At 68.0% G+C, this 14,391-nt stretch carries 11 protein-coding genes; 8 read left to right on the top strand and 3 right to left on the bottom strand.

What is annotated here, in order from left to right:
* Nucleotides 1-34: 34 nt before the first annotated feature.
* From ACZYZ5_RS17285 to ACZYZ5_RS17295, 3 genes are all read right to left on the bottom strand, one after another.
* Nucleotides 35-1,570, bottom strand: a complete 1,536-nt coding sequence (locus ACZYZ5_RS17285) for an FAD-dependent oxidoreductase (RefSeq protein ID WP_463903383.1) — start codon at nt 1,568-1,570, stop codon at nt 35-37.
* Nucleotides 1,567-2,439 carry an FAD:protein FMN transferase gene (locus tag ACZYZ5_RS17290; protein WP_463903385.1) on the bottom strand — a complete coding sequence of 291 codons (873 nt, stop codon included), beginning with the start codon at nt 2,437-2,439 and terminating at the stop codon, nt 1,567-1,569. Before ACZYZ5_RS17290 ends, ACZYZ5_RS17285 begins: the two co-directional genes overlap by 4 nt.
* Nucleotides 2,440-2,507: 68 nt before the next feature.
* Nucleotides 2,508-2,945 (bottom strand): FMN-binding protein, encoded by a 438-nt coding sequence (locus tag ACZYZ5_RS17295; protein ID WP_463903387.1) that lies wholly within the window; start codon nt 2,943-2,945, stop codon nt 2,508-2,510.
* 170 nt (nt 2,946-3,115) lie between these two features.
* On the opposite strand from ACZYZ5_RS17295, the gene argS reads away from it, so the two are divergent.
* The 8 genes from argS to prmC all read left to right on the top strand — a co-directional run bounded on the left by argS (nt 3,116) and on the right by prmC (nt 14,391).
* A complete protein-coding gene (gene argS / locus ACZYZ5_RS17300) occupies nt 3,116-4,780 on the top strand; it encodes an arginine--tRNA ligase (protein WP_463903389.1) in 1,665 nt (554 codons plus the stop codon).
* Between the two features lie 5 nt (nt 4,781-4,785).
* Nucleotides 4,786-6,282 carry a diaminopimelate decarboxylase gene (lysA, locus tag ACZYZ5_RS17305; protein ID WP_463903391.1) on the top strand — a complete coding sequence of 499 codons (1,497 nt, stop codon included), beginning with the start codon at nt 4,786-4,788 and terminating at the stop codon, nt 6,280-6,282.
* The gene (locus ACZYZ5_RS17310) at nt 6,283-7,605 is read left to right on the top strand and encodes a homoserine dehydrogenase (RefSeq protein WP_463903393.1); all 1,323 of its coding nucleotides are present in this window, start codon (nt 6,283-6,285) and stop codon (nt 7,603-7,605) included. It abuts the gene before it with no gap.
* Nucleotides 7,606-8,712 (top strand): threonine synthase, encoded by a 1,107-nt coding sequence (gene thrC / locus ACZYZ5_RS17315; protein WP_463903395.1) that lies wholly within the window; start codon nt 7,606-7,608, stop codon nt 8,710-8,712.
* A gap of 2 nt (nt 8,713-8,714) precedes the next feature.
* Entirely contained in the window at nt 8,715-9,701 is a 987-nt protein-coding gene (thrB, locus tag ACZYZ5_RS17320) for a homoserine kinase (RefSeq protein ID WP_463903397.1), read from the top strand.
* Nucleotides 9,702-10,025: 324 nt separating this feature from the next.
* Nucleotides 10,026-12,236: a transcription termination factor Rho gene (gene rho, locus ACZYZ5_RS17325; RefSeq protein WP_463903399.1), complete on the top strand. Its 2,211-nt coding sequence runs from the start codon at nt 10,026-10,028 to the stop codon at nt 12,234-12,236.
* Nucleotides 12,237-12,427: 191 nt separating this feature from the next.
* Nucleotides 12,428-13,501 carry a peptide chain release factor 1 gene (gene prfA, locus ACZYZ5_RS17330; RefSeq protein ID WP_463903401.1) on the top strand — a complete coding sequence of 358 codons (1,074 nt, stop codon included), beginning with the start codon at nt 12,428-12,430 and terminating at the stop codon, nt 13,499-13,501.
* Nucleotides 13,502-13,518: 17 nt separating this feature from the next.
* Entirely contained in the window at nt 13,519-14,391 is an 873-nt protein-coding gene (prmC, locus tag ACZYZ5_RS17335; protein WP_463903403.1) for a peptide chain release factor N(5)-glutamine methyltransferase, read from the top strand.

Below are 14,391 nucleotides of genomic sequence, written 5' to 3' on the forward strand. Positions count from 1 at the left end.
CAGGAAGGTGGGGTCGAAGGGAAAATCGGGACCATCAGTAGCCCGAAAAGGAATCCACATGGATCCGCCGTGCCCCGGCCCGGCGGGCGGCGGCCCGGAGGGAACGGACACTCGCCGGCGAACCCGAGACATAGACAACCCGGCCCGTGATGTCGGGGACGAGGTCCTTCAGCGTGGCCCCGTCGATCCGGACGGCGCCGGCATCCTGCATGAACGCCGGCGGTGCGGAGCCGTCGGCCAGCCGGGCGATGACCCGGGCTCCGGACCGTTCGAGTTCCGCGGCGTAGGCGAGCTCGGCGGCAGTCCTGGCCAGGTACAGCAGGACCACATCCCGGTCCCCGGCGGAGCCCCCGGACAGCTGGGCCAGGTACGGGGTGATGCCGATGCCGGCCGCTATCAGCAGCACGGGCGCCTCCGGACTCCGCGGCAGGACAAAGTCGCCGCCCACGGTGGTGGCCGTCAGCTCGTCGCCGGGCTCCAGGGCAAGGAGCGACCGTTTCGCTGTCGACCGCGGTTCGGCCGTTCCCACCCCGATGGTCAGTTCCGGGGAGTCCGGGGGACTGGTGAGGCTGAACACCCGCCGCCGGCCTTTGTGGTCGGCCTTCCCCTGCGGCAGGTTCAGCTCGATGTACTGTCCCGGGATGAAGCGCAGCGGCCGCTCGGGCTGGAAGCTGAACTCCGTCGTCGTCGGCGTCAGGGGGCGGGAGCTGCGGAAGCGGAGCAGGATGCGGCCGCGCTGCCCGGCGGCGAAGGCGAGCGCGTTCCCCACGAGCAGCGCCAGTTCGGGCGAATTGGCCACGAAGCCCAGGTTGTAGGGAATGGCAAACAGCAGTCCGACGACGGCGGCGAGCGCCAGCTGCTGCCAGCGGCGCGGCGGCAGGGTGAGCGGCTCGGTCAGCATAAAGCCGACGAAGAACAGGACAGGGCGCTGGGCGATGGACTGCCACAGCGCTTCGCCCGCTCCCATGCCGGCGCGCAGCAGTTCCACGGAAACGATCGACACCGCCACGACGGTGAACACGGACGCCATCAGCAGCTTCCGGACCCGGTACAGCACCAGCAGGACCCCTGGCAGCACCAGCAGCAGCATCGCGGGCGTGGCGGCCCACCAGGTGGCGATATTGAGCCCGGTCAGCCCGGTGATGAACGCGCCTGCCGCCGCCGGATTGAAAATGTGGCGGCCGCGCCAGGCCAGGGCGTACTTGGACGCCGAGGCGAGCACGCAGGCGAGGGCGACGCCGGCCAGGTCCAGGTACTGCAGTCCCGCCGAGAACTGCGTCGGCCAGAAGAGAAAGTAGAGCAGCAGGCCGGTGATCAGGGACGACTCGGAGTGTGGCCTCACGCCGAACACGGCGGCGAGGGCGCGGTTGGACGCGTAGCTCAGGCCGAGGCAGAGCGCCAAGTGTGCGATCATCTCCGGGAGCCCGAAGGTCAGCCAGCCGAGCACATCGAGCAGCAGGCTGTAGCCGGCGAGCACGGCGAGGACCCAGAGGACCAGCCGGTACATCGTGAACCGGCCCAGGGCAGTGTCCAGCCGCGAACCGATGGGCGTGGTGATGGTGGCGGTCATGTAAACAACACCCCTTCAAAATGGGCCGAATACTCCGCGTGGCCGTCCGAGTGGACGGTCAGCCAGGAACAATCGAATTCCTCCCGCAGGCGGGGTCCCTCGACGAAGAACAGCGCGGTTGCCAGAGCGTCGGCCACCATGGCGCTCTCCGCCATCGCCCAGCTGGCGACGACAGTGCGCACCGGGGCGCCGGTGGTGCCGTCCAGCATGTGATGCAGCCCGTCGCCCCAGGCGCGCCGGTTGGCGGCCGAGGCGCAGAGCGCTCCGGCCCCGAGGCTGACGATGCCGATGGCCCGGGTCGGATCGTACGGATGCTCCAGGCCCACCTCCACGGGTACGGATCCCGCGTTGACCAGGTCCCCGCTCGCGTCGATGAAGTGCTCGCTGATGCCGCCGTCGCGCAGTACGGCGGACAGCAGATCCGCCAGCTGGCCCTTTCCGGCCGCCCCGACGTCGATCACCACCGGGGCACGGGTGGTCAGCACCGTGCCCTGCCAGTCGAGCACCCCGTCCCAGGGCGGTGCGGGCAGCGGAGGCCCGCCAGGGCGGAGGGAGTAGCTGGCGTCATAGCCGAGTTGTTCGAGGCTGCCGCCGATCAGCGGCGTCATGGCCCCGTCGCTGAGCCGGTACAGGGTCTCGTAGAGCGGGCCCAGCGCGGCGGCCCCGGACGGCAGGGTGTAGCGCCCCGGCTGCCGAGCGGCGGCCGCAATCACGGAGTCCGGCCGGAAACGGGACCACGCGGCGTCATAGTCCGCCACGGCATCCAGCAACCGGCGGCGGAGCGCGCCGGAGAGCGGGGACGGTGTCGAGATGTCCCAGCGGGTACCGATCCCGTCGAAACTGAAATCCGACCAGCCCGGATGCGGCACGTTCCCTCCTGCTGGCTACTGGCCGGTTACGACCTGTTGTTTACGAGGTGCTGTCTACGACTGGCTGGTTACGACTGGGCGTCGGACTTGATCTTTTCCACGGCCTGGTTGAAGCCGCCGCTGGTCAGCGATGACCCCGCCACTTTGGAGACCTTGATCTCGTCGAGGCTCTTTCCCACGACCTGGGACTGGATGCCGCCGGCGAATTCGCCCTGGAACTTGCGGGTGTTGGGGTTGGACGGATGCTGGGTGATCTGGACGTCGGACACGGCGCCGCCGGCCAGGGTCAGGGTCACACCCACCGTCTCGGTGCCGTTCGGTGAGACGTAGTTGCCGTCCGCGCTGTAGCTGCCGTCCTTGTAGCTGGCGCTGCCCGCGGCGGCTGGCGGCGCGGCGCTGGTTTCCGGCGTGCCGGTGGCCTGCCCCGGCGCGCAGCCGGCCGCGGAGCCGGCCAGGGACAGTCCGGCAATGCCGACGAAAACGCTTTTCCGGAAAGAGGTATTCATGCATCTGCTCATTTCTCTGGCGACGATCGGGGTGAATGACGGACAGTTGTGGGCCGCAGGCGGAAGCCCGCAGCGGATACTCCCATGACAACGTATGAATCAGCGTAGTGGTTCACCCTGTGAACCAGCCTCAATTCCGCCACACTGCAGGCCACCGGTAGGCTGGAACCGTGACCCCTGAAGAACTCTCCCTCGCCATATCCGCCTGCCTGAAGGACGCCGTCGCCGCCGGTGAAATCGCCCTCTCCGCATCCGATGTCCCGGGTGACGTGCGCGTTGAGCGACCGAAGAACCGGGACCACGGTGACTGGGCCACCAACATCGCCCTGCAGCTGGCCAAAAGCGCGGGTACCAACCCGCGGGAGTTCGCCGCAGTCCTGAGTGCCCGGCTGAAGTCGATCGACGGGGTCTCCGCCGTCGACATCGCCGGTCCGGGGTTCCTGAACATCACCGTCGACGCTGCCGCTGCCGGTGCCCTGGCCAAGGCCATCGTCGAGGCGGGGCCGGAGTACGGCACCAACACCGCGCTCGCGGGCCACAAAGTCAACATGGAATTCGTCTCCGCCAACCCCACCGGCCCGCTGCACATCGGCCACACCCGCTGGGCGGCCCTGGGCGACGCAATTGCGCGCGTCCTCCGGGCCTCAGGCGCCGACGTCACGGCCGAGTATTACATCAATGACGCCGGGTCGCAGATGAACGTCTTCGCCCACTCGGTACTGTTCCGGCTGCACGGCCGCGGGGTCCCGGAAGGCGGCTACCCCGGCGAGTACATCGCGGATCTTGGCCATGAGGTGCTGACCCAGCACCCGGACATCCGCGAGCTCACTGACGTCGCCGCGCTGCCGGTGATCCGCGGCGCGGCCTACAAGGCCCAGCTGCACGACATCAAGCGCACCCTGGCCGAGTTCGGCGTCGCCTTCGATGTCTACTTCTCCGAGCAGGAACTCCACGACGGCGGGGCGATCGAGGACGCCGTCGCGCGGCTCCGGGAACAGGGCCACGTCTACGACGACGGCGGCGCGGTCTGGCTGCGCACCACGGACTTCGGTGATGACAAGGACCGCGTGATGATCCGCGCGAACGGCGAGCCGACATACTTCGCCGCCGACGCCGCCTACTACCTGTCCAAGAAGGACCGCGGGTACACCGAGAAAATCTACCTGCTCGGCGCGGACCACCACGGCTACATCAACCGGCTCAAGGCCATTGCGGCCGCCGCCGGTGACGACCCCGAGGTCAACATCGAGGTCCTGATCGGCCAGCTGGTCTCCGTCAACGGCGCCAAGCTCTCCAAGCGCGCCGGAAACATCATCGAGCTCAAGGACCTCATCTCCTGGCTGGGCAAGGACGCGGTCCGCTACTCGCTCGCCCGCTTCCCGGCCGATTCGCCGCTGACCCTGGACCCGGAACTCCTGAAGAAGCACAGCAACGAGAACCCCGTGTTCTACGTGCAGTACGCGCACGCCCGGTCCCGCGGGACCGCCCGCAACGCCGTTGCCGCCGGGGTAGAGCGCCGTGTGGACGGCAAGGACTGCTTCGAGGCGTCCCTCCTCGAGCACGCGACCGAAAACGAGCTGCTCTCCTACCTCGGCAGCTACCCCTCGATTGTGGCCAAGGCCGCCGAACTGCGCGAGCCGCACCGCGTGGCCCGCCACCTTGAGGTCATCGCCGGCGCCTACCACCGCTGGTATGACGCCTGCCGGGTGGCGCCGCTGGGCGACGAGCCGATCACCGACCTCAACCGCACCCGGCTCTGGCTCAACGACGCCACCAGCCAGGTGCTGGCCAACGGACTGGAACTGCTGGGCGTCTCGGCGCCGGAACGGATGTAACTGCCATGACCACGAACCCGTCCACCACCGCCGCCTCCCCGCTCGCGCCGGAATGGCTGCAGGTCCCCGCTGACCTCAATGCCCTGCACGAGCCGCTGTGGGCCGCCGGGGTCGCCCGGAACGACGCCGGCGAACTCGCCATTGACGGCATCACCGTCAGCGAGCTCCAGCGCCAGTTCGGCACACCCCTGTTTGTGATGAGCGAAAACGACTTCCGGGCCCGGGCCCGTGCCTTTTCCGACGCCTTCAACGACGCCTTCGCCGACATCTGCGGGGGAGTGGACGTCTATTACGCCGGCAAGTCCTTCCTGTGCACGGCAGTGGTCCGCTGGGTGGAGGAAGAGGGCCTGCGGCTGGACACGGCCTCCGGCGGCGAACTCGCCGTCGCCGCCCGCGCCGGGATCCCCGGACCCGACGTCGCGCTGCACGGCAACAACAAGTCCGACGGTGAGATCCACCGCGCGCTGGACCTGAAACTGGGGCGGATCGTGGTGGACAGCCTCGTCGAACTCGAGCGAGTCGCCAAGATCGCCGACGCCCGCGGGGAAACCGCGAAGGTCATGCTGCGGCTGACCCCGGGCGTGCACGCCCACACCCACGAATTCATCGCCACGGCCCACGAGGACCAGAAGTTCGGTCTCTCCATGGCCGGGGACTCCACGGAGCAGGCCGGGCTGTCCGCAGCCGAGGAAGCCGTGGCCGCGGCGTCGGGCTACCCCAGCATCGAACTGCTGGGCCTGCACTGCCACATCGGTTCGCAGATCTTCGAGCCGGACGGCTTCAACCTGGCCGCGGAGAAGCTGCTGGACTTCCTCGCCGCGATGCAGAACAAGTACTCGATCGTGCTCCCCGAACTGGACCTCGGCGGCGGCTACGGCATCGCCTACACTCCCGTGGACACCCCGCGCCCGGCGGCCGAAATCGCCCAGGCGATGGCCGCCGTCGTCCGCTCCAAATGCGCCGAGCTGGGGATCTCCGCCCCGCGGATTTCGATCGAACCTGGCCGGGCGATCGTCGGCGGCACCACCTTCACGCTCTACGAAGTGGGCACGCTGAAGACCGTCCGGGTCGATGCCCCGGCTCCCGGCGCACCCGGCGAAGCCGGAAAACTCAGCAAACCCGACGAAAGCGTTACGTACCCGCGCCGGTATGTGTCGGTGGACGGCGGCATGAGCGACAACCCGCGCCCGGTGCTCTACGACGCGGATTACTCGGCCATTGTGGCCTCCCGGACGTCGGACGCGGCCGCGCAGCTGTCCCGAGTGGTGGGCAAACATTGCGAGAGCGGCGACATAGTTGTTAGAGATGTATATCTGCCCGAGGACGTGGCAGCCGGTGATCTGCTCGCTGTACCGGGTACCGGCGCCTACTGCTGGGCCCTGTCAAGCAACTACAACTATCTGGCCCGGCCGGGCGTTGTCGCTGTGCGCGACGGATCTGCCCGGCTCATTGTCCGCGGGGAAACCGAAGAAGATCTGCTCAACCGCGACATGGGAGTCTGAATGACCGAATTGCGAACCCTGAAAGTAGCCCTGCTGGGCTGTGGCAACGTCGGGGCCCAGGTCGCGCGGATTCTCCTTGACGACGCCGACATGCTGGCCTCGCGCGCCGGAGCCCGACTGGAGCTGGCCGGCATCGCCGTGCGCAACCTCGACGCCCCCCGCGAAGTCGAGCTGCCCCGCGGGCTGTTCACCACCGACGCCGAGACCCTGGTCAAGGACGCGGATCTGGTGATCGAGCTGATGGGCGGGATCGAACCCGCCCGGACCCTGATCCTGACCGCCATGCGCAATGGCGCCTGCGTGGTCACCGGCAATAAGGCGCTCGTCGCCAAGGACGGCCCCACCCTCCACGAGGAGGCGGACAAGGCCGGTGTGCAGTTGTCCTACGAGGCCGCCGTTGCCGGCGCGATCCCCATCCTGCGGCCCATCCGGGACAGCCTCTCCGGCGACCGGATCACCCGGGTGCTCGGCATCGTCAACGGCACCACCAACTTCATCCTGGACCAGATGGATTCCACCGGCGCGCAGTTCGCCGATGCCCTGGCCCAGGCCCAGCGGCTGGGCTACGCGGAAGCCGACCCCACCGCCGACGTCGAGGGCCACGACGCCGCCTCGAAGGCCGCCATCCTCGCCTCGCTGTCGTTCCACACCCGTTTCTCCCTGGCTGACGTGTACTGCGAGGGCATCAGCTCCGTCACGTCCGCGGACATCGCCGCGGCGAAGGACGCCGGCTTTGTCATCAAGCTGCTGGCCATCGCCGAGAAGCTGACCGAAGCCGACGCCGGCGGGAACACGGGCGTGTCCGTCCGCGTGCACCCGACCCTGCTGCCGCGCGAACACCCGCTGGCAGCGGTACGCGGAGCGTTCAACGCGGTCTTCATCGAGGCCGAAAACGCCGGCGAGCTGATGTTCTACGGCCAGGGCGCCGGCGGCAAGCCGACCGCCTCTGCCGTGATGGGTGACCTCATCTCCGCTGCCCGCAGCATCGTCCTGGGCGGTCCCGGCCGCGCCGAGACCACGACGGGCCAGGTGTCTGCGCTTCCCATTTCCGCCGCGGTCACCAGCTACTACATCGGACTCGACGTCGCGGACCAGCCCGGTGTGCTGGCCAGGATCGCCCATCTCTTCGCCGAGCACGGCGTTTCCATTGAAATCATGCGGCAGACCATCCATCGCGATGCTGATTCGAATATCGAGTCGGCGGAACTCCGGATCGTGACCCACCGCGCAAGCGAGGCTGCACTGGCAGCCACCGTCGAGGCCGTCAAGGGCCTGGACGTCATCAATTCCGTTACATCCGTACTGCGGGTAGAAGGAGTCTAAGTGGCTCACCAATGGCGCGGCGTTATCCGCGAATACGCCGAACGACTGCCGGTCACCGAGACGACCAAGGTCATCACCCTGGGGGAGGGTGGCACCCCGCTGGTTCACGCGCAGCAGCTTTCCGCCCTCACCGGCTGCGAGGTCTACCTCAAGGTTGAGGGGATGAACCCGACCGGCTCCTTCAAGGACCGCGGCATGACCATGGCCATGACCGCGGCGGTCGCCGCCGGGGCCAAGGCCGTCGTGTGCGCCTCCACCGGCAACACCTCCGCCTCCGCCGCCGCGTATGCCACCGCGGCCGGGCTCACATGCGTCGTGCTGGTGCCCGAAGGCAAGATCTCGATGGGGAAGCTGAGCCAGGCGATCGCGCACGGCGCAACCCTGCTGCAGGTCGACGGCAACTTCGACGACTGCCTCGACATTGCCCGCAAGCTGGGGGAGTCCTACCCGGTGTTCCTGGTCAACTCGGTCAACCCTGCCCGGATCGAGGGCCAGAAGACGGGCGCCTTCGAGGTGGTCGACTGGCTCGGCGACGCCCCGGACTTCCACGTGCTCCCGGTGGGAAACGCCGGCAACATCACCGCGTACTGGAAGGGCTACAAGGAATACTGCGCGCCGTTCGAGTCCGCCACCGCCGGAACGCTGGCCGCAGTCTCCACCAGGACCCCGGTCATGTGGGGCTTCCAGGCCGCCGGCGCCGCACCGTTCGTCGCCGGCCACCCGATCACGGAACCCGACACGATCGCGACTGCCATCCGGATCGGCAACCCCGCGTCGTGGGACTCCGCGATCGCCGCGCGCGACGAGTCCGGCGGCGTGATCGAAGCGGTGACGGATGAGGAAATCCTGTCCGCCCACCGCTGGCTGTCCGCCCGTGAAGGCGTCTTCGTCGAGCCGGGCTCCGCTGCCGGCGTCGCCGGCCTGATCAAGAAGCATGCCGCCGGCGAAGTGCCGACCGGCAAGACCATTGTCATCACGGTCACCGGCCACGGCCTCAAGGACCCGCAGTGGGCGCTCCGCACCGAGGACGGCAGCGACGTGCAGCCCGTCAAGGTCTCGAACGACGTGGTCACCGTGGCCACGGCCCTGGGACTGGAAGAAAAATAATAGTGGAAACCACCCTCACCATCCCGGCCGAGTCCGCCGCCGACACGCCGGCGGTTCCGGCCGGGCAGCTCGTGACGGTCCGCGTGCCGGCCACGAGCGCGAACCTCGGCCCCGGGTATGACAGCCTCGGCCTGGCGCTGACGCTGTTCGACACGCTGACGGTGGAAACCCTGGACAGCGGCGAGCTGGAATTCGAGCTCAGCGGTGAGGGCGCGGAATCCCTGCCCAGAGATGCCAGCCACCTAGTGGTCAGGGCCATCACGGAGGCCCTGCACCGCCTGGGCTTCCGGCACGACGGCCTGCGGATCACGGCCGACAACATCAATCCGCACGGCCGCGGCCTGGGCTCCTCGGCCTGTGCCGTCGTCGCCGCGGTGACCGCCGCCAATGCCCTGGTCCCGGAGGCGGCGCGCCGGGACAAGGACTGGGTCCTGCAGCTCACCAGTGAGATGGAGGGGCACCCTGACAACGTCGCACCCGCGATTTTCGGCGGGCTGGCGCTGTCGTGGCAGGACAGTGACCAGTACAGCAGTACCTGCGCAGCGGTCGCCTCCGCGGTCATTCCGGTGGTTGCCGTCCCGGACTTCGAACTTTCCACCGAGGCCGCACGTGCGCTGCTTCCTGCCTCGGTGGGCCACCACGCTGCCGCCATGAACTCCGGACGTGCGGCCCTGCTGATTCACGCCCTGACGCAAAAGCCGGAGTTCCTGCTGGCCGGCACCGAAGACTACCTGCACCAGAGCTACCGCGCCGCGGCCATGCGCCCCAGCGCGGAGTTGATCGCAGCCCTGCGGCGGGCGGGCTTTGCCGCCGTCGTCTCCGGCGCTGGGCCCACCGTGCTGGTCCTCGCGAACGGCGAGGCCCAGGCCGATGCCGCCGTCGGGTTCATCGGCACCTTCACGTCCGGCAACACGCCGGACGTGGGCTGGCGTGTGATGAAGCTGGCCGTGGACGTCGAAGGTGCTAAAGTGGAAGTGCACCGGCGGTAATCACGCAGGCAGTAATTCAGTTACTGTTCAAAAGACCGCGATGTTGGCCTAGTTGCCTCTCTCATCTTTCACTGCGCAATATTTTCCGGTGCCACCTGCTTTTGGTCTGACGCAGGAATCCGCAGAACAAATATCTGCACCCCTTAAACGTCAGCCCGCCGTTCCATCTCTTCGGGAACGCGCCAGGTGGAGCTATATCCGGCCGTGCTGGCCAATATCCATCCGGCAAGGCCGAAATCCCGGCTGCAGATCTGAACTGCAGCCCAGATCAAATCATCGCGTCCAGCTCCTAGCCTGGACGCCGTCGAGGGGGAAGGATCCTTCGTGACCGAAACCACTGAGCTGTCTTCAGCTGTGGAAACATCATCTTCTGCTGCCGGTTCGTCTACGGCAGCACCCGCCAAGAGCAGCGGCCTTGCCGGCCTCAAGCTCGCCCAGCTCCAGGCTCTTGCCAGCCAGCTGGGGATTTCCGGCGGATCGCGGATGCGGAAGGGCGACCTCGTGTCGGCCATTTCCGCCCACCGCGCCGGTACTCCGGTGAGCAAGGCTCCGGCCCGCGGTGCTGAAAAGGCGACCGACAACGGTACCGTCGCCCAGGCACCGGCCGCCGCGCCTGCTGCCGCTGACTCCGAGGCCCCGGCCCAGGAGAACCCGCGTGCCCGCGGACGTGGCCGCAGCCGCCGCGCCGGCAGCGACGGCGTCATCACGGCTCCCGCCGCTGAGGCACCCTCAGCCGCTCCGGCGGTGGAGGCCCCTGCGGCTTCCGTCGAGGCAGGCTCTGCCGAGAACGGCTCCGCCGCTTCCTCGACGGAGGGCAGCGACCGCACCCGCCAGCCGCGCACCCGCAACCGCCGCCGCGGCGATGCCGCCGCCCAGAGCCCAGAGCAGTCCGCAGCCCCGGCCGCAACCGCTGTCGAGGCTCCGGCCGAGCATCGTCAGGCTGAACAGCGCACTGAACAGCGCACCGAACAGCGTTCGGACCAGCGCACCGAACAGCGTTCGGACCAGCGCACCGAACAGCGTTCGGACCAGCGCACCGAACAGCGCCAGGCGGAGCAAGGCAGCGACGACGGCCAGCGCCGTGAGGGCACCCGCACCCGCGGCGGCCGCGACGAGGCTGCCGGCAGCCGCGACACCCGCGACAACACTGCCAACCGCGACAACCGCGACAGCGACGACAGCGACGGCGGCAGCCGCCGGAACCGCCGGAACCGGCGTGACCGCAACGACCGTCCCGAGCGCTCCGGCGGGCAGGACAGCCGAGACAACACCTCACGCAACGACCGCTTCCGCGACCGCAACGACCGCCGTCGTGGACGCGTCCAGGGGCCGGACGTCGACGACGTCGAGGTCACCGAGGACGACGTCCTGCTGCCCGTTGCCGGCATCCTGGACGTGCTGGAGAATTACGCGTTCATCCGCACCTCCGGCTACCTTCCGGGCCCGAACGATGTGTACGTGTCCCTCGCCCAGGTCAAGAAGTACAACCTGCGCAAGGGCGACGCCGTCGTCGGTGCCATCCGCGCACCGCGTGAAGGCGAGGCCCCGCAGGGCGGCCAGCAGCAGACCGCGCGGCAGAAGTTCAACGCACTGGTCCGCGTCACCTCGGTCAACGGCAAGACCCCCGAGGAACTCAAGGACCGCGTCGAATTCGCGAAGCTCGTTCCGCTGTACCCCTCCGAGCGCCTGCGCCTTGAGACGGACCCGAAGAAGATCGGCCCCCGCGTCATCGACCTGGTTGCCCCGATCGGCAAGGGCCAGCGCGGCCTGATCGTTTCGCCGCCGAAGGCCGGCAAGACGCTCATCCTGCAGTCCATCGCCAACGCCATCACCACCAACAATCCTGAGGTCCACCTCATGATGGTGCTCGTTGACGAACGCCCCGAAGAAGTCACGGACATGCAGCGCACCGTCAAGGGTGAGGTCATTGCCTCCACCTTCGACCGTCCCGCCGACGACCACACCACCGTGGCCGAGCTTTCCATCGAGCGTGCCAAGCGCCTCGTGGAAATGGGCATGGACGTTGTGGTGCTCCTCGACTCGATGACCCGCCTGGGACGTGCCTACAACCTTGCGGCGCCGGCTTCCGGCCGTATCCTCTCCGGCGGCGTCGACTCCGCAGCGCTGTACCCGCCGAAGCGCTTCTTCGGTGCAGCCCGCAACATCGAAAACGGTGGCTCACTGACCATCCTGGCAACCGCGCTCGTCGAGACCGGTTCCAAGATGGACGAGGTCATCTTCGAAGAGTTCAAGGGCACCGGCAACATGGAACTGCGGCTGTCCCGCCAGCTCGCGGACAAGCGCATCTTCCCGGCCGTGGACGTCAACGCGTCCGGTACCCGCCGTGAGGAAAACCTGCTTTCCCCCGAGGAAGTCAAGATCATGTGGAAGCTGCGCCGCGTCCTTTCCGGACTCGAAACGCAGCAGAGCCTTGAGCTGCTGACCAACAAGATCCGGGAGACCCAGAGCAACGTCGAGTTCCTCATGCAGGTGCAGAAGACGACGCTTGGTGCGAAGTCCGATAACGACAAGTAGCTGGCTTTAGCCGCTCAAAATATGCCGGCCCCGCCCCTACGCCGGGTGGCTGACGATCTGCGATCGTCAGCCACCCGGCTCCGGCAGGCCCGAAGCCACTCCCTGGCCGGCATATTTTGAGCGGCTTCGCTGTTTGCCCCACCTTCGCCGTCGCATTACTAGACTTGTAAGAGTCGAAAGAGGTTTTGAAAATGTTTGAGTCCGTACAGGGCCTGTTGGATGAGCATGACGCTATCCAGGCACAGCTTGGGGATCCTGCTGTTTATGCTGACCAGAAGCTGGCCCGGAAGCTGGGGCGGCGTTCTGCCCAGCTGAACGGCATTGTCGAGGCGTACCATGCCTGGCACGGCATCCAGGATGACCTTGCGGCTGCCAAGGAAATGGCGGGGGAGGACCCGGAGTTTGCGGCCGAGGTGCCGGAGCTTGAGGTTGCGCTGGAGACGGCTGCGGCCAAGCTGCGCCGGCTGCTGATCCCGCGCGACCCGGACGACGCCCGCAACGTGATCCTCGAAGTCAAGGGCGGCGAGGGCGGTGACGAGGCCGCCCTGTTCGCGGCCGACCTGCTGCGGATGTACACCCGGTACGCGGAATCCCGCGGCTGGAAGACCGAGATGATTTCCGCGAATGAATCCGACCTGGGCGGCTACAAGGATGTCCAGGTGGCCATCAAGGGCAACTCGAACGATCCGGCCGAGGGCGTCTACGCGCGGCTCAAGTTCGAAGGCGGCGTGCACCGGGTGCAGCGCGTTCCCGTGACGGAATCCCAGGGCCGCATCCACACCTCCGCTGCCGGCGTGCTGGTGCTCCCGGAAGTGGACGAGCCCGAAGAACTCGATATCAGCCAGAATGACCTCAAGATCGACGTCTACCGTTCCTCGGGCCCCGGCGGCCAGTCCGTGAACACCACGGACTCCGCCGTCCGGATCACCCACCTTCCCACCGGAATCGTGGTGGCCATGCAGAACGAGAAGTCCCAGCTGCAGAACCGCGAAGCCGGCATGCGCGTCCTCCGCGCCCGCATCCTGGCGCACCAGCAGGAGCAGATCGACGCCGAGAACTCGGCCCAGCGCAAGTCGCAGATCCGCACCATGGACCGTTCGGAGCGCATCCGGACCTACAACTACCCGGAAAACCGGATCGCGGACCACCGCACCGGCTACAAGGCCTACAACCTGGACCAGGTGATGAACGGCGACCTGGAGCCGGTCATCCAGTCGGCCATCGAGATGGACGAACAGGCCCGCCTCGACGCCATCGGCGACTGATCCCGGCCCGCGCAGTGATGACAGAAGGAACCGGGCTGAGCCTTGCGGACGCTGTCCGCGAGGGCACCGCCGTCCTGGCGGCCGCGGGCGTCCCGAGCCCCCGGGCCGACGCCGAACTCCTCGCCGAGCACTTGCTCGGCGTCGGGCTTGGCCGGCTCCGGGCCCTGATGCTGGGCGACACCGCAGCCCCGGACGGCTACGACGAGCTCATCGCCGAACGCGCCCAGCGCATTCCGCTGCAGCACATCACCGGCGTCGCGCACTTCCGCTACCTGGAACTGGCCGTCGGGCCGGGAGTGTTCATTCCCCGCCCGGAAACCGAATCCGTCGTGCAGCTCGTGATTGACCGGCTGCGGGGCCAGGCACACCCCAAGGTGGTGGACCTGGGCACCGGGTCGGGGGCCATCGCCGGCTCGATCGCGCACGAGGTTCCCGACGTGGAGGTCCACGCCGTCGAATTCAGCGAGTTTGCGCACGCCTGGGCTGCCCGGAACCTGCTGCCGCTCGGCGTCCACCTGGTCCGCGGTGATCTGCGCGACGCCCTGCCGGAGCACAACGGGACGTTCGACGTCGTCGTGTCCAATCCGCCGTATATTCCCGCCGAAGCGGTCCCCAACGAACCCGAAGTGGCACTGCACGATCCCCCCGAGGCACTCTACGGCGGGGGAGCGGACGGCATGGAGCTTCCGACGGCGGCCGCAGCCTCCGCGGCCCGGCTGCTGGGTCCCGGCGGCTACTTCGTGATGGAACATGCCGAAGTCCAGGCCGGCTGGATTGCCGCGATGCTGGAGCGCTCGGGGCTGTGGGCCGAGGTGGCCACCCATCGTGACCTCAACGGCAGGGACCGGGCCACCAGCGCCGTCCTTGCCGGCCCGGCTGCCTCACGGTGA

Source organism: Pseudarthrobacter ribosi (assembly GCF_055412865.1).

Coding starts and splice junctions, on each gene's coding strand:
- ACZYZ5_RS17285 (WP_463903383.1), bottom strand. CDS start 1,570: ATGACCGCCACCATCACCACGCCCATCGGTTCGCGGCTGGACACTGCC.
- ACZYZ5_RS17295 (WP_463903387.1), bottom strand. CDS start 2,945: ATGAATACCTCTTTCCGGAAAAGCGTTTTCGTCGGCATTGCCGGACTG.
- lysA (WP_463903391.1), top strand. CDS start 4,786: ATGACCACGAACCCGTCCACCACCGCCGCCTCCCCGCTCGCGCCGGAA.
- ACZYZ5_RS17310 (WP_463903393.1), top strand. CDS start 6,283: ATGACCGAATTGCGAACCCTGAAAGTAGCCCTGCTGGGCTGTGGCAAC.
- prfA (WP_463903401.1), top strand. CDS start 12,428: ATGTTTGAGTCCGTACAGGGCCTGTTGGATGAGCATGACGCTATCCAG.
- prmC (WP_463903403.1), top strand. CDS start 13,519: ATGACAGAAGGAACCGGGCTGAGCCTTGCGGACGCTGTCCGCGAGGGC.